Origin of the sequence: Methylibium sp. Pch-M, from assembly GCF_004136295.1 — a bacterium.
Classification (GTDB): domain Bacteria; phylum Pseudomonadota; class Gammaproteobacteria; order Burkholderiales; family Burkholderiaceae_C; genus Methylibium; species Methylibium petroleiphilum.
Map to the genome: position 1 here is coordinate 269,533 of NZ_CP029606.1, position 18,248 is coordinate 287,780.

General features: G+C 67.8%; 19 protein-coding genes and 1 tRNA gene. 11 read left to right on the forward strand and 9 right to left on the reverse strand.

The window, feature by feature from the left end:
• Nucleotide 1 precedes the first annotated feature (1 nt).
• Entirely contained in the window at nucleotides 2–1,048 is a 1,047-nt protein-coding gene (tsaD, locus tag C1M51_RS01255; RefSeq protein WP_129447882.1) for a tRNA (adenosine(37)-N6)-threonylcarbamoyltransferase complex transferase subunit TsaD, read from the reverse strand.
• A 198-nt stretch (nucleotides 1,049–1,246) separates the two neighbouring features.
• Here tsaD and C1M51_RS01260 point away from each other — a divergent pair, with 198 nt between their 5' ends.
• The 5 genes from C1M51_RS01260 (at nucleotide 1,247) to C1M51_RS01280 (ending at nucleotide 5,454) form a co-directional block, all read left to right on the forward strand.
• Nucleotides 1,247–1,528, forward strand: a complete 282-nt coding sequence (locus tag C1M51_RS01260) for a hypothetical protein (RefSeq protein ID WP_129447883.1) — start codon at nucleotides 1,247–1,249, stop codon at nucleotides 1,526–1,528.
• 102 nt (nucleotides 1,529–1,630) lie between these two features.
• Entirely contained in the window at nucleotides 1,631–2,263 is a 633-nt protein-coding gene (locus C1M51_RS01265; RefSeq protein ID WP_011828992.1) for an ANTAR domain-containing response regulator, read from the forward strand.
• A gap of 193 nt (nucleotides 2,264–2,456) precedes the next feature.
• Nucleotides 2,457–3,710, forward strand: a complete 1,254-nt coding sequence (locus C1M51_RS01270) for a CmpA/NrtA family ABC transporter substrate-binding protein (RefSeq protein ID WP_129447884.1) — start codon at nucleotides 2,457–2,459, stop codon at nucleotides 3,708–3,710.
• Between the two features lie 15 nt (nucleotides 3,711–3,725).
• A complete protein-coding gene (gene ntrB / locus C1M51_RS01275) occupies nucleotides 3,726–4,643 on the forward strand; it encodes a nitrate ABC transporter permease (RefSeq protein WP_129447885.1) in 918 nt (305 codons plus the stop codon).
• 10 nt (nucleotides 4,644–4,653) lie between these two features.
• Complete coding sequence (locus C1M51_RS01280) at nucleotides 4,654–5,454, forward strand: ABC transporter ATP-binding protein (protein ID WP_129447886.1); 801 nt, start codon at nucleotides 4,654–4,656, stop codon at nucleotides 5,452–5,454.
• A gap of 182 nt (nucleotides 5,455–5,636) precedes the next feature.
• On the opposite strand, the gene lgt is transcribed toward C1M51_RS01280, so the two are convergent.
• Both lgt and C1M51_RS01290 read right to left on the reverse strand, forming a co-directional pair.
• A complete protein-coding gene (gene lgt / locus C1M51_RS01285; protein ID WP_129447887.1) occupies nucleotides 5,637–6,431 on the reverse strand; it encodes a prolipoprotein diacylglyceryl transferase in 795 nt (264 codons plus the stop codon).
• 74 nt (nucleotides 6,432–6,505) lie between these two features.
• Entirely contained in the window at nucleotides 6,506–7,438 is a 933-nt protein-coding gene (locus C1M51_RS01290) for a LysR family transcriptional regulator (RefSeq protein WP_129447888.1), read from the reverse strand.
• 109 nt (nucleotides 7,439–7,547) lie between these two features.
• Between C1M51_RS01290 and ilvD the strand changes: the two genes are divergently transcribed.
• Nucleotides 7,548–9,230: a dihydroxy-acid dehydratase gene (ilvD, locus tag C1M51_RS01295; RefSeq protein WP_129447889.1), complete on the forward strand. Its 1,683-nt coding sequence runs from the start codon at nucleotides 7,548–7,550 to the stop codon at nucleotides 9,228–9,230.
• Nucleotides 9,231–9,312: 82 nt separating this feature from the next.
• On the opposite strand, the gene C1M51_RS19375 is transcribed toward ilvD, so the two are convergent.
• The gene (locus tag C1M51_RS19375; RefSeq protein WP_129447890.1) at nucleotides 9,313–9,717 is read right to left on the reverse strand and encodes a TIGR04438 family Trp-rich protein; all 405 of its coding nucleotides are present in this window, start codon (nucleotides 9,715–9,717) and stop codon (nucleotides 9,313–9,315) included.
• Between the two features lie 108 nt (nucleotides 9,718–9,825).
• On the opposite strand from C1M51_RS19375, the gene C1M51_RS01305 reads away from it, so the two are divergent.
• Nucleotides 9,826–10,134, forward strand: coding sequence for a c-type cytochrome (locus C1M51_RS01305; protein ID WP_036228610.1), 309 nt, complete (start codon nucleotides 9,826–9,828; stop codon nucleotides 10,132–10,134).
• Nucleotides 10,135–10,342: 208 nt separating this feature from the next.
• On the opposite strand, the gene acs is transcribed toward C1M51_RS01305, so the two are convergent.
• Nucleotides 10,343–12,313: an acetate--CoA ligase gene (gene acs, locus C1M51_RS01310; RefSeq protein WP_129447891.1), complete on the reverse strand. Its 1,971-nt coding sequence runs from the start codon at nucleotides 12,311–12,313 to the stop codon at nucleotides 10,343–10,345.
• A 199-nt stretch (nucleotides 12,314–12,512) separates the two neighbouring features.
• Here acs and C1M51_RS01315 point away from each other — a divergent pair, with 199 nt between their 5' ends.
• The 4 genes from C1M51_RS01315 (at nucleotide 12,513) to C1M51_RS01330 (ending at nucleotide 15,513) form a co-directional block, all read left to right on the forward strand.
• Entirely contained in the window at nucleotides 12,513–13,118 is a 606-nt protein-coding gene (locus C1M51_RS01315; protein WP_129447892.1) for a TIGR00645 family protein, read from the forward strand.
• A 28-nt stretch (nucleotides 13,119–13,146) separates the two neighbouring features.
• Complete coding sequence (locus C1M51_RS01320; protein ID WP_129447893.1) at nucleotides 13,147–13,689, forward strand: DUF2062 domain-containing protein; 543 nt, start codon at nucleotides 13,147–13,149, stop codon at nucleotides 13,687–13,689.
• 94 nt (nucleotides 13,690–13,783) lie between these two features.
• Nucleotides 13,784–15,307 carry a fumarate hydratase gene (locus C1M51_RS01325; protein ID WP_129447894.1) on the forward strand — a complete coding sequence of 508 codons (1,524 nt, stop codon included), beginning with the start codon at nucleotides 13,784–13,786 and terminating at the stop codon, nucleotides 15,305–15,307.
• Complete coding sequence (locus C1M51_RS01330) at nucleotides 15,265–15,513, forward strand: cysteine-rich CWC family protein (protein ID WP_129447895.1); 249 nt, start codon at nucleotides 15,265–15,267, stop codon at nucleotides 15,511–15,513. The genes C1M51_RS01325 and C1M51_RS01330 overlap by 43 nt, the downstream gene beginning before the upstream one ends.
• Here the strand turns inward: C1M51_RS01330 and C1M51_RS01335 are convergent.
• The 4 genes from C1M51_RS01335 to C1M51_RS01350 all read right to left on the reverse strand — a co-directional run bounded on the left by C1M51_RS01335 (nucleotide 15,500) and on the right by C1M51_RS01350 (nucleotide 18,233).
• Nucleotides 15,500–15,778, reverse strand: coding sequence for a DUF427 domain-containing protein (locus C1M51_RS01335; RefSeq protein WP_011828980.1), 279 nt, complete (start codon nucleotides 15,776–15,778; stop codon nucleotides 15,500–15,502). The genes C1M51_RS01330 and C1M51_RS01335 overlap by 14 nt on opposite strands.
• A gap of 14 nt (nucleotides 15,779–15,792) precedes the next feature.
• Nucleotides 15,793–16,788 carry an L-histidine N(alpha)-methyltransferase gene (gene egtD / locus C1M51_RS01340; RefSeq protein ID WP_409072625.1) on the reverse strand — a complete coding sequence of 332 codons (996 nt, stop codon included), beginning with the start codon at nucleotides 16,786–16,788 and terminating at the stop codon, nucleotides 15,793–15,795.
• Between the two features lie 11 nt (nucleotides 16,789–16,799).
• A complete protein-coding gene (egtB, locus tag C1M51_RS01345; RefSeq protein ID WP_409072617.1) occupies nucleotides 16,800–18,080 on the reverse strand; it encodes an ergothioneine biosynthesis protein EgtB in 1,281 nt (426 codons plus the stop codon).
• Between the two features lie 76 nt (nucleotides 18,081–18,156).
• Nucleotides 18,157–18,233: transfer RNA gene (locus tag C1M51_RS01350), tRNA-Arg, on the reverse strand.
• Nucleotides 18,234–18,248 lie beyond the last annotated feature (15 nt).

Consider the following 18,248-nt stretch of genomic DNA (forward strand, 5'->3'; position numbering starts at 1 on the left):
CTCAGGGCACCCCGACGTCCAGCGCGGCGAGCGGCCAGCGCGGCTGCACGTCGAAGGCGTGGTCGCGCCGTGCGGTCGCGCGGCCGGCCTGCAGCCGCATGGCCGCGGCCAGCGCGATCATCGCGCCGTTGTCGGTGCACAGCGACACCTCCGGATAGTGCACGCGCACGCCGCGCTTCGCGCAAGCGGCATCGAGCTGCGACCGAAGGCTGCGGTTCGCCCCCACACCACCGGCCACCACCAGCCGCTGCAGCCCGGTGGCCCGCAGCGCGGCGAGCGACTTCTTCACCAGCACCTCCACGATCGCGGCCTGCGTGGCGGCCGCGAGGTCGGCACGTGGCTGCTCGCAGACACCCTCACCGAGCTTCAGAATCTGGGTGCGTACCGCGGTCTTGAGTCCGGCGAAGGAAAAATCGAGCGTATCCCGGTGCAGCAGGGGTCGCGGCAGTGCATAGGCGGTCGGGTCGCCGAACTCCGCCAGGCGGGCAAGCGCCGGTCCGCCGGGGTAGCCCAGACCGAGCAACTTGGCCGACTTGTCGAAGGCCTCGCCGGCCGCGTCGTCGATCGTTTCGCCGAGCAACTCGTAATCGCCCACACCGTCGACCCGCATCAGCTGCGTGTGCCCGCCCGAGACCAGCAGCGCCACGAACGGGAACTGCGGCGGATCGACCGACAGGAAGGGCGACAGCAGGTGCCCCTCCAGATGATGGATGCCCAGCACCGGCCGGTCCAGCGCCGCGGCGAGCGCGCAGGCCACCGCGCTGCCGACCAGCAGCGCACCGGCCAGCCCGGGACCGCGCGTGTAGGCCACCACGTCGACGTCGGCCAATGCCCTACCCGCTCCAGCGAGCACCTGTCGGGTCAGCGGCAAGGCCCGGCGGATGTGGTCGCGCGAGGCGAGTTCGGGCACGACACCGCCGTAGGCCTCGTGCATGGCGACCTGGCTGTGCAAGGCGTGGGCGAGCAGTCGCGGCCGCTCGCCATGGTCGGCTGCCACCAGCGCCACGCCGGTTTCATCGCAGGAAGATTCGAAGCCGAGGATCAGCATCGCAGGAGTGTAGTGAGGCGGTCCCGGCGGCCACGCTCACCGGCCCCTGCCACAAAACCATGCCACTAGTTTCCTTTGGTCACATGGCGGGTGTGACGGAAAACACGATTTTCCGGACCGTCGACCTATCGCGGTCCGGGTGCGCTGGTTAACCTGCGTTCACAGCGGCGTGAAGCCGCGCTCCCGGTAGATCGCCCCATGAAACAGTACAAGCTTTCCGCTTGGCCCGACCTGCCGGCAGGATTCCATCGCACGGCCTACCGGCGCATGCTGCACCAGATGTCCCACCGCCACGTGACCGTGCGCCAGCTGATGGCCGAGAGCGGTCTGGCGCGTTCGGCGGTGATGCAGTTTCTCGACACGCTGTCGGAGCGCGAACTGCTCGACGAACGCCAGCACGCCGCACCGCCCACCGCACTCGGCAAGCTGCTGCCGATGGCGCTGTGGCGCCGCGCCTTCGCGGCACAGAGCCCGATCTGAACTCACGAAACCGACTCCGTGACAAGGCCCGCCTCGCGCGGGCCTTGTCGTTTCCGGCGTCGGCGTAGCGGCCGTTGGCGCGCTCCTTGCAGCGCAGCCGGCATGACCTCTCTCCAGGCGCTGCGCATCGTCATCGTCGCACCGGAATCGCTCACCCCGGCCGCGGACGACGACGACGCGCTCGTCGAGGCGGAACGTTCGCGGAGCCTGCGCATCGGCCTGCTGGCCAACGGCTACAACATCGTCGCGGTGCTGCCGATCGATGCCTTCCTGCCCGAGCGCATCGCGCAGATCCAGCCTGACATGATCGTCGTCGACGCGCAGAGCCAGGCGCGCGACACGCTCGAGCACGTCGTGATGTCCACCCGCGACGAACGCCGGCCCATCGTGCTGTTCACCGACGACGCCGACACCAGCCACGTCGGTGCGGCGATCGCCGCCGGCGTGACGGCCTACGTCGTCGCCGGTCTGGCGCCCGAGCGCATCAAACCGGTGCTTGACGTCGCGCTCGCACGCTTTCAGCACGAGGAAGCCTTGCGCCGCGAACTCGCCGACGCGCGCACGCAGCTCAGCGACCGCAAGCTGATCGACCGCGCCAAGGGCCTGTTGATGAGCCGCCAGCAACTCAGCGAGGACGAGGCCTACGCCCGGTTGCGCAAGACGGCGATGGACCGTGGCCTGCGGGTCGCGGAGGTCGCGCAACGCCTGATCGACGTGGCCGACATGCTGGGCTGAAGCGCTCGACTCCCCGCTCTGGCACGAGGTTTGCTGCAGTGCACCCAAGGATCAACGGCGATCCCCTTTCCGGTGCGGCCATGCTCGGCCACACCGCAGCAGACGACGGCGTCTCACCCCGCACCGCTCCAGGGCTGTGCGGTCGTGACGACGCCGTTTTTCATTTGAGCCTGATTTCTGGAGTCCGAATGCCATGCCGAACGACATCGCCAACCGCGCCCTGCTGGGCCGTCGCACCATGCTGAAAGCCGCTGCAGCCGCCACCGCCGTCGGCGCCGTGCCCGGACTGCAATCCGCCGTCTGGGCGGCCGGATCCGACAAGCCCGAGAAGGACGAGGTGCGGATCGGCTTCATCCCTCTGACCGACTGCGCCTCCGTGGTGATGGCCTCGGTGCTGGGCTTCGACAAGAAGTACGGCGTGAAGATCGTGCCCACCAAGGAAGCCTCCTGGGCCGGCGTGCGCGACAAGCTGGTCAACGGCGAGCTCGACATGGCGCACGTGCTCTACGGACTGATCTACGGCGTGCATCTCGGTACCGGCGGCCCCAAGAAGGACATGGCCGTGCTGATGGCGCTCAACAACAACGGTCAGGCGATCACGCTGTCGAAGGCACTTGCGGACAAGGGCGCCGTCGACGGCCCTTCGCTGTCAAAGCTGATGGCGACGGAGAAGCGGGAGTACACCTTCGCCGGGACCTTCCCGACGGGTACGCACGCGATGTGGATGCATTACTGGCTGGCGGCCGCCGGCATCAACCCCCTGTCCGGCGCGAAGCTCATCACGGTGCCGCCACCGCAGATGGTGGCCAACATGCGCGTGGGCAACATGGACGGCTTCTGCGTGGGCGAACCCTGGAACCACCGCGCCATCATGGACGGCATCGGCATCACGGCCAACACCACGCAGGACATCTGGAAGGACCATCCCGAGAAGGTGCTGGGAACGACCAACGACTTCGTCAAGAAGAACCCCAACACCACGCGCGCGGTGATGATGGCCGTGCTGGAAGCGAGCCAGTGGATCGACGCCGGCCTGCAGAACAAGATGAAGATGGCCGAGACGGTTGCGCAGAAGGCGTACATCAACACGTCGGTGGATGCCATCAACCAGCGCATCCTCGGGCGCTACCAGAACGGTCTCGGCAAGACCTGGGACGACCCCAACCACATGAAGTTCTTCAACGACGGGGCCGTCAATTTCCCCTACCTGAGCGACGGCATGTGGTTCCTCACGCAGCACAAGCGCTGGGGCCTGCTGAAGGAACACCCGGACTACCTGGCCGTGGCGCAGCAGGTCAACCAGATCGCGCTCTACAAGGATGTGGCGAGCGCTATGAAGATCAATGTGCCGAAGGATTCGATGCGCAGCAGCAAGCTGATCGATGGCGTGGTCTGGGATGGCAAGAACCCGAAGGGCTATGCCGACGGATTCAAGATCAAGGCTTAAAGCAAGGAGAACCCCATGGTCAGTGCCGTGTTCCACGATCCCTCGGGTGCCGGCCGCGCCGGTACGCCCGCCGCGGTGAGTGTCAGCAAGCCCGCATTGGCGGCGTCTGCGGCCGGCCTGCCGTCGGCCAAGCCGGCGGCCCGCCCTCCGGCCGAGCCCTTCGACTGGCGCGGACTCGGGTTGCGCGTGCTGCCGCCCATCTTCGGCGCCGGCCTGCTGATCGGCATCTGGGCGTTGCTCACGATGAACGGCGGCGCCTTCCCGACGCCTGCGGCCACCTGGGCAGAGTTCGCGAAGCTGTTCAGCGATCCGTTCTACGACAACGGTCCGAACGACCAGGGCATCGGCTGGAATGTGCTGTTCTCGCTCGAACGCGTCGCGCTGGGCTTCGGGCTCGCCGCGCTGGTGGGCATCCCGGCCGGCTTCGTGCTCGGGCGCTTCAGCTTCGTCAACCACATGATCTCGCCGCTGATCAGCCTGCTGCGACCGGTCTCGCCGCTGGCCTGGCTGCCGATCGGGCTGCTGGTGTTCAAGGCCGCCAACCCGGCGGCGATCTGGACGATCTTCATCTGCTCGATCTGGCCGATGATCATCAACACCGCCGTCGGCGTGCAGCGCGTGCCGCAGGACTACCTGAATGTGGCACGGGTGCTGAACCTCAGCGAGTGGAAGGTGATGACGCGCATCCTGTTCCCTGCGGTGCTGCCCTACATGCTGACCGGCGTGCGCCTGTCGGTGGGCACGGCCTGGCTGGTGATCGTGGCGGCCGAGATGCTGACTGGAGGCGTCGGCATCGGCTTCTGGGTCTGGGACGAGTGGAACAACCTGAACGTGGCCCATATCCTGATCGCGATCTTCGTCATCGGCATCGTCGGTCTGCTGCTCGAGCAGGCGCTGATGCTGATCGCACGCCGCTTCAGCTTCGACGATTGAGGAGACTCCCATGACCAGCTTCATCGAAGTGCAGAACGCCGAGATGGTGTTCACCACGCGCAAGGGCCGCTTCCATGCGCTGCGCGAGATCAACCTGCAGATCGAGCGCGGCGAGTTCATCACGCTGATCGGCCATTCGGGCTGCGGCAAGTCGACCCTGCTCAACCTGATCGCCGGCCTGCTGACGCCCAGCAGCGGCGTGCTGCTTTGCGACAACCGCGAGATCGCGGCGCCGGGTCCGGAGCGCGCGGTGGTGTTCCAGAACCACTCGCTGCTGCCGTGGCTGACCTGCTACGAGAACGTGCACCTCGGCGTCGAGCGCGTGTTCGGGGAGAGCGAGTCGAAGGAGCAACTCAAGGAACGCACGCTGGCAACGCTTGCACTGGTGGGCATGTCGCACGCGATCGCGAAGCGCCCGCACGAGATCTCCGGCGGCATGAAGCAGCGCGTCGGCATCGCCCGCGCGCTGGCCATGGAGCCCAAGGTGCTGCTGATGGACGAACCCTTCGGCGCGCTCGATGCCCTCACCCGCGCCCACCTGCAGGACGAGTTGCTGAAGATCGTGGCACGCACCCGCAGCACCGTGGTGATGGTGACCCACGACGTCGACGAGGCGGTGCTGCTCAGCGACCGCGTGGTGATGATGACCAACGGCCCGGCCGCCACCATCGGCGAGATCCTGAAGGTGGACCTGGCGCGCCCGCGCCTGCGCGTGGAACTCGCCGAAGATCCCGCTTATGTGCACTACCGCAAGGAAGTGCTCGACTTCCTGTACACCCGTCACGGCCACGTCGAACGGGAAGCCGCATGAGTCCGGCGGCCCTGCCACACACCTGGCATACCAGTTGCTGATGATGCAGTGACTGGTGCCTGAGCCGCGCAGTCGCTGTCTCCTCAGCAGGGCTCGTCCCTTTTATCCCGCCCGACCGCGAGGTCGGGCGGTTTTTCTTGGTGGAACGCACGCAAAGAGTGCGCACCCTCCAAGTGCGACGGTCAGGCTCGTCGGCTGGCCCACACCCAGAGCGCCACGCCAGCCGCCACCATCGGCACGCACAGCCACTGTCCCATGCTCATGCCCAGCGCCAGGAGGCCCAGGAAGCCGTCCGGCTCGCGGAAGTACTCGGCGATGAAGCGCAGCACGCCATAGCCCACCAGGAAGGCCCCCGAGACCTGCCCGGTCGCACGCGGCTTGCGCGCATAGAGCCACAGCAGCGCGAACAGCAGCAGCCCTTCGAGCGCGAACTGGTACAGCGGCGACGGATGGCGGGGGATCTCGCTGCCCGATTGCGGATAGACCATCGCCCACGGCAAGGAAGGATCGGCCGCCCGGCCCCACAGTTCGCCGTTGATGAAGTTGCCGATGCGTCCGCTGGCCAGGCCGGTCGGCACGCACGGCGCAATGAGGTCGGTCACCTCGAGCCAGCGTCGCCCGCGCGTGCGGGCGAACAGCGCCATCGCCGCGATCACGCCGAGCAGGCCGCCGTGGAAGGCCATGCCGCCCTTCCAGACCTCGAACACCTCCAGCGGGTGCGCCGCGTAATGGCCCGGCTTGTAGAACAGCACATAGCCGAGTCGTCCGCCGATGATCACGCCCAGCACGCCGTAGAACAGCAGGTCCTCGACGTCGCGACGCGTCCAGCCGGTCTCCCTGAACGGCGAGTGCTGCACCCGAAGCGACGCGAGCCACAGGAACAGGCCGAAGGCCACCAGGTAGGTCAGGCCGTACCAGTGGATCGCCAGCGGCCCGAGTTCCAGGGCCACGGGGTCGAACTGCGGATGGATCAGCATGGGCGGGTCGGTTGCGGCCGCCGGGGCCGCAGGCATCTGGACAGGCCGGCACGATAACGCAGCGCCCCGCGACCTCAGCCGCCCGGGGACGGCGCGGTGCGCACGAAGTCGACGAAGCGCGCCACCACCGCCGGGGGCTCGCGGCGCCACATCAGGCTCGTCTCGCAGCGGGGCGCGCCAGCGGCCAGCGAAGGCGGCAGAGCGCGGTAGACCACCCCGCGCCGCTGCATGCGGGTCACCACCTCGGGCACCCAGGCCACGCCCAGTCCGGCCGACACCAGGTTGACGATCGTCTGCATCTGGATCGCCTCCTGCGCGATCGTCGGCGCGGCGCCGTGGCGGTGGTAGTAAGCCAGGACCGCATCGAACAGCGAGGGCGCGATCGGCCGCGGAAAGATCACCAGCGGCTGCGCCATCAGCATCGGAAGCGAGAGGCGCGCGGCCCGGGCCAGCGGATGCGCCTCGGGAAGCGCCAGCACCAGCGGTTCCTCGAGCACGCGCAGGGCATCCAGCCCCGCGTTCTCCACCCCCGGGTCCATGCCGCTGGCGTGCAGCATGAAGCCGGCATCCAATTCGGACCGCGCGAAGGCCTGGCGTTGCACGTCGGTCGTGACCTCACGCAACTCGACCTCGATGCGCGGGTGGCGCTCCCGGAAGCCACGCAGCCAGTCCGGCAAGGGGCCGAACCCCAGCGTCGACACGAAGCCCAGGCGCAGCCGCCCGACATCGCCCTCGCCCACCGCACGCGCCAGCACCGACAAGGCCTCGCCCTGCGCCAGCCATTGGCGCACCGGCTGCAGCAGCGCGGCACCGGCGGGCGCCAGCGTCACCGCACGGCGGTTGCGCACGAACAGCGGCTGTCCCAGGCGCCGCTCCAGTTGCTGGATCGCCATCGTCAGCGGCGGCTGCGTCATGTGCAGCCGCTGCGCCGCGCGACCGAAGTGGAGCAGTTCCGCCACGGCGACGAACTGCCGCCAGGCGCGCACGTCGATCAGGTCGTTGGTCATTCGCCAAGCATATCAATCGGGCTGCCAACATATATTGGACGCAGGCAGAGGCCACGATCGATACTCGCGCCGCACGCCCACCATCCGCCAGCCCGAGGAGCCCGCCATCATGAGCATCAACCGCCGTTCGAAGAACATCACCGAAGGCGTGGCCCGCGCCCCCAACCGATCGATGTACTACGCGATGGGCTACCAGGAGGCCGACTTCAAGAAGCCGATGATCGGCGTGGCCAACGGCCACTCGACCATCACGCCCTGCAACTCGGGCCTGCAGAAGCTGGCCGACGCCGCGGTCGAGGGCATCGAGGCGGCCGGCGGCAATGCACAGATCTTCGGCACCCCCACCATCAGCGACGGCATGGCGATGGGCACCGAGGGCATGAAGTACTCGCTGGTCTCGCGCGAGGTCATCGCCGACTGCGTGGAAACCTGCGTCGGCGGCCAGTGGATGGACGGCGTGCTGGTGGTCGGCGGCTGCGACAAGAACATGCCGGGCGGCATGATGGGCATGCTGCGCGCCAACGTGCCCGCGATCTACGTCTATGGCGGCACCATCCTGCCGGGCAAGTACAAGGGCCAGGACCTCAACATCGTCAGCGTATTCGAGGCCGTCGGCCAGTTCACCGCCGGCAACATGAGCGAGGAAGACTTCTGCCAGATCGAGCGCCGCGCGATCCCGGGCAGCGGCTCCTGCGGGGGCATGTACACCGCCAACACCATGAGCTCGGCCTTCGAGGCCTTGGGCATGAGCCTGCCGTTCGCCTCCACGATGGCCAACGTCGAGGACCCGATCGTCGCGCACACCAAGGAAGCGGCGCGCGTGCTGGTCGAGGCGGTCAAGGCCGACCTCAAGCCGCGCGACATCGTCACCCGCAAGAGCATCGAGAACGCGGTGGCGGTGATCATGGCCACCGGCGGCTCGACCAATGCGGTCCTGCACTTCCTGGCCATCGCGCACGCCGCCGGCGTCGAGTGGACGATCGACGACTTCGAGCGCGTGCGCCGCAAGGTGCCGGTGCTGTGCGATCTCAAACCCAGCGGCAGGTACCTGGCAATCGATCTGCATCGCGCCGGCGGCATCCCGCAGGTGATGAAAACGCTGCTCGCCGCCGGACTGATCCACGGCGACTGCATCACCATCACCGGCAAGACCGTGGCCGAAAACCTGGCCGATATCCCCGATGCGCCGCGCGCCGACCAGGACGTGATCCGCCCGATCACGAAGCCGATGTACGAGCAAGGCCACCTGGCCATCCTGAAGGGCAACCTGTCGCCCGAAGGTGCGGTGGCCAAGATCACCGGCCTGAAGAACCCCAGCATCACCGGCCCGGCACGCGTGTTCGACGACGAGCAGTCGGCGCTGGCCGCCATCATGGCCAAGCAGATCCGGGCCGGCGACGTGATGGTGCTGCGCTACCTGGGCCCGATGGGGGGGCCGGGCATGCCCGAGATGCTGGCGCCGACCGGTGCGCTGATCGGCCAGGGGCTGGGCGAGTCGGTGGGTCTGATCACCGACGGCCGCTTCTCCGGCGGCACCTGGGGCATGGTGGTTGGCCACGTGGCGCCCGAGGCCGCGGCCGGCGGCACGATCGCGCTGGTGCAGGAAGGCGACTCGATCACCATCGATGCGCACACGCTGGTGCTCAACCTCAACGTGAGCGAGGCCGAGATCGCAAAGCGCCGCGCCGCCTGGAAGGCACCGGCGCCGCGCTACACACGCGGCGTGCTGGCCAAGTTCGCGAAGAACGCGTCAAGCGCCAGCAGCGGCGCGGTACTGGACCGCTTCGAGTAGGTAGGCGGCGGGACCGGACCGCAAAGGAAAAGGCGACCCGCGGGTCGCCTTGTTCATGGTCGGACGCTTGCGCGAACAGGGATCAGCGCTTGGTGTCCGGTCCGCCGTCGATGCGGCTGGTGCTCTGGCTGTCGAAGCGGCTGTTGAGCACGGAATCCCTGGCCTTCTGGCGCTGCGCCTCGCGCTGCCCTTCGATCTTGTCGGTCCGCTTCGCCTGAGACGCCTTGAACGCGGCCGCCTTCTTCTTCTCGAAGCCACGCGGGTCGATGCCCAGCGCGGCCATGCTCTTGTTGCGACGGGCGACCTTGCGCTCGTCCATCTTTTCCATTTCCTTGCGCTTGGTGTAACCCGACATGTCAGCCCAGGTCCACCAGGCCACGGCCAGCGCGAACGGCGCCAGCACGACCCACCAGGACCACACGCCGACCACCCCGATGTCGAGCAGTTTCAACGCGGACAACACGACGCCCAGGACCACGAACCACATCGCCTTCTCCTCTGCCGGCGCTTGCCGGCCGCGCGCGCAGGTCAACCCCGCCCACGTACAATGCGTTGGGCACTTTACCCCAGCCATGACACAGCAAGGAGACCCTCGATGAACCCGAAAGTGATGATGTGTGTGGTCGTTGGCGCCTTGAGCGCCGCACCCGCCTTCGCCAACGCCGATCTGGCGCAGAAGAAGAACTGCATGGCCTGCCACCAGGTCGACCAGAAGGTCCTGGGCCCGTCGTTCAAGGCCGTGGCTGCCAAGTACGCCGGTGACAAGGATGCCGTGGCGAAACTGTCCACCAAGGTCATCAAGGGCGGTTCGGGTTCCTTCGGCCAGATCCCGATGCCGGCCAATCCGCAGGTGAACGAAGCCGAAGCCCAGCAGCTGGTGACCTGGATCCTCGGTCTGAAGTGATCTGCGCGGGCCGCGTCAGCGGCCTCGCCGAAACAGCAAGGGCCCCGCGTGCGGGGCCCTTTTTCATGTCTTGCAGAACACGTCAGTTGGTCTGCGCCAACTGCTCGAGGATGGCCGGATTCTGGTGAGCACGCCACGTCGCTGCGCGACATGAGTGCCCCCCGATCCGACCCCGACGCTGGCGCGTCGCGCCCTTCGGGCCCTCGATTCAGTTGGTCTGCGCCAACTGCTCGAGGATGGCCGGATTCTCCAGGGTCGAAGTGTCCTGGGTGATGGCCTCGCCCTTGGCGATCGAGCGCAGCAGGCGGCGCATGATCTTCCCGGAGCGGGTCTTGGGCAGGTTGTCGCCGAAGCGGATGTCCTTGGGTTTGGCGATCGGGCCGATCTCCTTGCCGACCCAGTTGCGCAGTTCGGCCGCGATCTTCTTCGCCTCCTCGCCGGTCGGACGGGGACGCTTCAGCACCACGAAGGCGCAGATCGCCTCGCCGGTGGTGTCGTCCGGGCGGCCGACCACCGCCGCTTCCGCGACGAGTTCGGTGTGCGAGACCAGCGCCGACTCGATCTCCATCGTGCCCATGCGGTGGCCCGACACGTTCAGCACGTCGTCGATACGACCGGTGATGGTGAAGTAGCCGGTCTTCTCGTCGCGGATCGCGCCGTCGCCGGCCAGGTAGTACTTGCCCTTGAAGTCTTCCGGGTAGTAGCTCTTCTTGAATCGCTCCGGATCGCCCCAGATCGTGCGGATCATGCTGGGCCAGGGCTGCTTCACCACCAGGATGCCGCCCTGCCCGTTCGGCACATCCTTGCCGGTCTCATCGACGATCGCGGCCTGGATGCCGGGGAACGGCAGCGTGCACGAGCCCGGCACCAGCGGCGTCGCGCCCGGCAGCGGCGTGATCATGTGGCCGCCGGTCTCGGTCTGCCAGAAGGTGTCGACGATCGGGCAGCGGCCGCCACCGATGTGCTGGTGATACCACTCCCAGGCGGCCGGGTTGATGGGCTCGCCCACCGAACCGAGGATGCGCAGGCTGGAGAGGTCGTACTTCTTCGGGTGCACCGCCTCGTTGCCCTCAGCGGCCTTGATCAGCGAGCGGATCGCCGTCGGCGCGGTGTAGAAGACGGAGACCTTGTGCTTCTGGATCATCTGCCAGAAGCGGCCAGCGTCCGGATAGGTCGGCACACCCTCGAACACGATCTCGGTGCCGCCCAGCGCCAACGGGCCGTAGGTGATGTAGCTGTGCCCGGTGACCCAGCCGATGTCTGCAGTGCACCAGAAGATGTCGTCGTCCTTCAGGTCGAAGGTCCATTTGGTGGTGAGTGCCGCGTGGAGCAGGTAACCGCCGCTGGCGTGCTGGACGCCCTTGGGCTTGCCGGTCGAGCCCGAGGTGTAGAGCAGGAAAAGCGGATGCTCCGCCTCGACCCACTCCGGCTCGCAGGTGTCGGCTTGGCCGGCGAGCAATTCGTTCAGCCAGACGTCGCGCCCGGCCTGGAAGCCGACGTCGGCGCCGGTGCGCTTGGCGACGACCACGTGCCTGACGCTCTCGCAGCCGCCCAGCGCCAGCGCCTCGTCGACGATCGCCTTCAGCGGCAACTGCTTGCCGCCGCGCACCTGCTGGTCTGCGGTGATCACGGCCACTGCGCCGGTATCGGCGATGCGGTCGCGCAGGCTCTGCGCCGAGAAACCGCCGAACACGACCGAATGGGTTGCCCCGATGCGGGCGCAGGCCTGCATCGCCGCCACGCCCTCGATCGACATGGAGATGTAGATGACGACGCGGTCACCCTTCTTCACGCCCAGCGAGCGCAGGCCGTTGGCGAGCCGGCAGGTCTGGGTCAGCAGTTGGCGGTAGGAGGCGGTGGTCACCTTGCCGTCATCGGCCTCGAAGATGATGGCCGTCTTGTCGCCCAGGCCGCGCTCGACGTTGCGGTCGAGACAGTTGTAGGAGACGTTCAGCGTGCCGTCCTCGAACCACTTGAAGAACGGTGCATCGCTGTCGTTCAGCACCTTGGTGAAAGGCTTCTTCCAGCTCACCAGTTCCCGTGCCAGCCGCCCCCAGTAGCCCTGGTAGTCGGCCGCGGCCTCGGCGACCAGCTTGTCGTAGGCCGCCATGCCCGAAACATGGGCAGCGCCGGCGAGCTCCGCCGGCGGGAGGTAGATGTGGGGTTCCTGACTGCTCATGTTCGTCTCCTCGAGGCGTAGTTGTCGGTCGGCACCATAGGCAGACGCTCTTACGATGCCCTTACTCGCAGCTTGGCAATGTAGCGCGGACCGGCAGATCCTGACCATTGCGGCTAGTCCCGAGCCATTGCTTCATGCGGGCACGCTCCCACGGAGCGGTGTTCAATAGAATCTGCGCCTCCTCCTTCGTTCCCTCCCCATGTCCGCCTCCCCTGACCCGATCAAGAACAAGCTCCCGGCCCTGCCCAACCTGATCTTCGCCAGCCGGTGGCTGCAGCTGCCGCTGTACCTGGGCCTGATCCTGGCGCAGGTGGTCTATGTCTTCCATTTCTGGGTGGAACTGGTCCACCTGATCGAGGCGGCGTTCGGCAACACCGAGGCACTGCAGAAGCTGGTGACCAGCATCGGCTACAAGACCGACGCACCCCTCACAAGCCTGAACGAGACGGTGATCATGCTGGTGGTGCTGGCGCTGATCGACGTGGTGATGATCAGCAACCTGCTGATCATGGTCATCGTCGGCGGCTACGAGACCTTCGTGTCGCGCATGAATCTCGAGGGCCACCCCGACCAGCCCGAGTGGCTGAGCCACGTCAACGCTTCGGTGCTGAAGGTCAAGCTGGCCACGGCCATCATCGGCATCAGCTCGATCCACCTGCTCAAGACCTTCATCAACGCGGGCAACTACACCGACAAGGTGCTGCTGTGGCAGACCCTGATCCACATCACCTTCCTGCTGTCCGCGCTCGCCATCGCCTACACCGACAAGCTGATGACCGCAGCGCCTCACCAGGAAAAGCACTGACCCCGCCGCGGCCCCGGCGGCAGCCCGCGTGAAACGCTGGATCCCCACCCGCGAGCAGCTTCGCCGCTCGAAATGGCTGCGCCCGATCGCGCACCATCTCGACAACGAGCGCCTGTGGCGCACCGACCGCGGCAGCGTGGCACGGGCGGTCGCCATCGGGGTGTTCGTCGGTTTCATGCTGCCTGTGGCGCAGTTCCTGTTCGCCATCGCCGTGGCGATCGCGCTGCGCGGCCATGTCGCGATCGCCGCGGCGGCCACGCTGATCACGAACCCCTTCACTTTCCCGCCGATCTACTGGGCCGCCTACAAGATCGGCCGATTCCTGCTCGGTGAACCGGACGACGAAGCCGCGGCGCTGCGGGTCGAAAGCGAGACCGCGGCGCTGCTCGAGCAGCAGGGCTTCATCGAAGGGCTGTGGACGGCCGCGCAATCGGCCGGTGCGCCGCTGCTCGTGGGGCTGGCATCGCTTGCCGTGATCGGTGCAGCCACCGGTTTCACGCTGGTCTGGCTGCTCTGGCGGCCCCGGCCCGAGCACCGGCCGGACGAGGACGAGCGTCCCCCTGAACAGTAAACTCGTCAACTTGCCCTGGAGCCGCTGTCCGGCAGACCGGCCGGGTACCACGGCCCTCCGTTTCGCAGCCACTCCCCGATCACGGGACAGCCCCATGACCACGATCCGACACGCCGATCTCGTTGACAGCATCGCCGCCGCGCTGCAGTACATCAGCTACTACCACCCGGCCGACTACATCACGCACCTGGCGCGTGCCTACGAGCAGGAGCAGAGCCCAGCCGCCAAGGACGCGATCGCGCAGATCCTCACCAACTCCAAGATGTGCGCCGAAGGACGCCGGCCGATCTGCCAGGACACCGGCATCGTCAACGTGTTCCTGAAGATCGGCATGGACGTGCGCTTCGAGGGCTTCGCCGGCTCGATCGAGGACGCCGTGAACGAGGGCGTGCGCCGTGGCTACCTGAACCCCGAGAACACGCTGCGCGCCAGCATCGTGGCGGATCCGCACTTCGAGCGCAAGAACACCAAGGACAACACCCCGGCGGTCGTGCACATGACGGTCGTACCGGGCAACACGGTCGACGTGCAGGTGGCCGCCAAGGGCGGCGGCTCCGAGAACAAGAGCAAGTTCGTGATGCTCAACCCCAGCGACAGCCTGGTCGACTGGGTGCTGAAGACCGTGCCGACGATGGGCGCGGGCTGGTGCCCGCCGGGCATGCTGGGCATCGGCATCGGCGGCTCTGCCGAGAAGGCCATGCTGATGGCCAAGGAGTCGCTGATGGGCGACATCGACATGTACGAGCTGAAGGCCCGCGGCCCGCAGAACAAGCTCGAGGAACTGCGCATCGAGCTGTGCGACAAGATCAACGCGCTGGGCATCGGCGCCCAGGGCCTGGGCGGCCTGACCACGGTGCTCGACGTGAAGATCTCGACCTACCCAACGCACGCGGCCAGCAAGCCGGTGGCGATGATCCCGAACTGCGCCGCCACGCGCCACGCACACTTCGTGCTCGATGGCTCCGGCCCGTCCTACCTCGAGCCGCCGAGCCTGGACCTGTGGCCCGACGTGAAATGGGCGCCCGACTACAACAAGAGCAAGTCGGTCAACCTCGACACGCTGACGCGCGAGGAAGTGGCGAGCTGGAAGCCGGGCGACACGCTGCTGCTCAACGGCAAGATGCTCACCGGCCGCGACGCCGCACACAAGCGCATCCAGGACATGCTGGCCAAGGGCGAGAAGCTGCCGGTGGACTTCACCAACCGTGTCATCTACTACGTCGGCCCGGTCGATCCGGTGCGCGACGAGGTGGTCGGCCCGGCCGGTCCGACCACCGCCACGCGCATGGACAAGTTCACCGAGATGATGCTGGCCCAGACCGGGCTGATCGGCATGATCGGCAAGGCCGAGCGCGGCCCGGCCGGCATCGAGGCGATCCGCAAGCACCAGAGCGCCTACCTGATGGCCGTCGGCGGCGCCGCCTACCTGGTGGCCAAGGCGATCAAGCAGGCCAAAGTGCTGGGCTTCGCCGACCTCGGCATGGAGGCGATCTACGAGTTCGACGTCAAGGACATGCCGGTGACGGTGGCCGTCGACTCGACCGGCAGCTCGGTGCACCAGACAGGACCGGCCGAATGGCAAGCGAAGATCGGCAAGATTCCGGTCGCCACCGCCTGAGCGCGGGACCGCTGCAGGCCCCGGACTGCCCAGCCTGCGGCGGCCCCAATGGCTGCGCCGTGGCCGCGGCCGGCTGCTTCGACGTGGCGTGCTGGTGCAGCGCCGTGCGCATCGCGCCCGAGCGCCTGGCTGGGCTGTCGCCCGAGCAACGCGGGGTTGCCTGCCTGTGCCGCCATTGCGCCGGCACCGCGCCTAGGAGACCTTGACGCCCTTCCAGAACGCGACCCGGCCCTTGATCTCGGCCGCGGCTTCCTTCGGTTCGGCGTAGTACCAGACGGCGTCCGGATTCAGGTCACCGTCGACCAGCAGCGAGTAGTAGCTCGCCTCGCCCTTCCACGAGCACATGGTGTGGTGGTTGCTGCCGACCACGTACTCGCGCCGGAGCGCGCTCTCCGGAAAGTAGTGGTTGCCCTCGACCACCACGGTGTCGTCGCTCTCGGCGATGACCACGCCGTTCCACTCTGCCTTCATAGAAAACTCCCCCTTCACGCCGGCAGGGCCAGCCAATGGACACTGAACAGCCGCTGCGGGTCGACCCACACGGCCCTGGGCGTGTAGCCGGCCTGCTCGGCCAGCGCGCGGAATCCCGCGACGCTGAACTTGTGCGAATTCTCGGTGTGGAGCGTGTCGCCTTCGGCGAACTCGAAGACATGGCCGCACAGCCGCACCTGCTGCGCGCGCCGGCTCACCAGGTGCATCTCGATGCGCTGCTCGGCCGGCCGGTACGGGGCGTAGTGCGCGAACTGGGCGAGATCGAAGTTCGCACCGAGTTCGCGGTTCGCGCGCGCCAGCAGATTCAGGTTGAACGCGGCCGTGACGCCGGCCGTGTCGTTGTAGGCGGCGTGCAGCAGCACCGGGTCCTTGAGCAGATCGACGCCGATCAGCAACCCGCCGCCGCGCAGCAGCACGGCCGTGCGGCGCAGAAAGCCCAGCGCCTCGTCGGGGCCGAAGTTGCCGATCGACGAGCCAGGGAAGAAGCCGACACGGCGACGGCTCGCGGCATGCGGTGGCGGCAGGTCGAAGGGCCGGGTGAAATCGGCGGCGATCGGGCGCACGTCCAGGCCCGGGTGATCGGCGCGCAGCGCATCGGCCGCGGCATGCAGGTGCTCGGCCGAGATGTCGATCGGGACGAAGCGGCGCGGTCGCTGCAGCGCACCCAGCAGCACGCGGATCTTGCGGCTCGAGCCGGCGCCGAACTCCACGATCTCGGCGTCCGGGCCGATGCACTCGGCCATCTCGCCGGCCTGCGCGTTCATCAGCGCCAGTTCGGTGCGCGTCGGGTAGTACTCGGGCAGCTCGCAGATGCGGTCGAACAGCGCCGAGCCCTCGCGGTCGTAGAAGAACTTGGGCGCAATGCTGCGCGGCCGGCGCGCCAGCCCCGCAAGCAGCTCACGGGCGAAGTCGCTGTCGATCACCTGGTGCGGCGGCTGCGCGTCGGTCACGGGCAGCAGATGGGCGCGAGCATCGGGCGTGGCCCGCAACGGCTGCGTCGTCACGAGACATCCCTCGCGAGCCGCAGGCCCGCGAACTGCCAGCGCGCGCCCGGCGCAAAGAAGTTGCGGTAGCTCGGCCGCGCGTGCCCGCTCGGCGTGGCGCAACTGCCGCCGCGCAGCACCAGTTGGCCGATCATGAACTTGCCGTTGTATTCGGCCACGGCCCCGGCCAGCGGCCGGAACCCCGGGTAGGGATCGTAGGACGAACGCGTCCACTCCCAGACCTCACCCGTCCCTTCCAGCACGCCGTCGGCCGCCGCAGCCTCCCACTCGAACTCGGTCGGCAGGCGCGCACCGGCCCAGGTGGCGTAAGCGGCCGCCTCGTAAAAGCTCAGGTGGCTCACCGGCTCGTCGAGGTCCAGCGCCCGCGGCCCCAGCAGCGTGAAGACCCCCGGGCACGGCGCCTCGGTGTCGCTCCAGTACAGAGGTGCGGCCCAGCCCTGCTGCTGCACGGCCGCCCAGCCATCGCTGAGCCACAGCTCGGGTCGACGGTAACCGCCGTCGCGCATGAACTCGAGGAACTCGCGGTTGGCGACCGGCCGGCTGGCCAGTTCGTGCGCCTGCAGCAGCACGCGGTGGCGCGGTGTCTCGTTGTCGAAGGCGAATGCCGTCGCGGTAGGCGCGCCGATCTCCGCGATACCGCCGGGGCGCGCCAGCCAGCGCAACGGCGGGCCGCACACCGGCGCGGGATGCAGGCCGCGCGCGGCGAACACCCGGCCCTCGCCGTCCGGAGACGCGCTGCGGTAGCCGGGCTGCAGCGGATTCAGCGACAGCAGGTGCTTGGCGTCGGTCAGCATCAGCTCCTGGTGCTGCTGCTCGTGCTGCAGGCCCAGCGCGATCAGCGGCAGCGCGGCCAGCCAGGCGGCGTCTTCCGACTCGCGAACGAAGGCGAGCAGCGCCTCGTCGACATGACGCCGGTACTGCAGCACCTCCTCGTTCGACGGTCGCGTCAGCAGGCCGCGCTGGGCGCGTGGATGACGCGGCCCGAGCGACTCGTAATAGGAGTTGAACAGGAAGGCGTAGCGCTCGTCGTGCACGCGGTAGCCGGGCTGGTGAGCCTGCAGCACCACGGTTTCGAAGAACCAGGTGGTGTGCGCGAGGTGCCACTTGGTGGGGCTGGCATCCGGCATCGACTGCACGCAGCGGTCTTCGGCCGACAGCGGCGCGGCGAGCTGCAGCGACTGCGACCGCACCGCCTCCAGGCGGCGGCGCCACACGATACGCAGGCTGCGATCGACGGCCGGCGCGGAGGACGACAACTCGGCAACACGGGAGTTCAAGACTTCACTCCTCGGTGGGTAATGTCGGCAGGCATCAAGGCCATGCCGTGGATCGTCGGCACGGTGGTTTCCCAACTGGCCTGCCCGACAGGAATCGAACCTGTAACCCCCAGCTTAGAAGGCTGGTGCTCTATCCAGTTGAGCTACGGGCAGAGGGGGCCGGGGAAG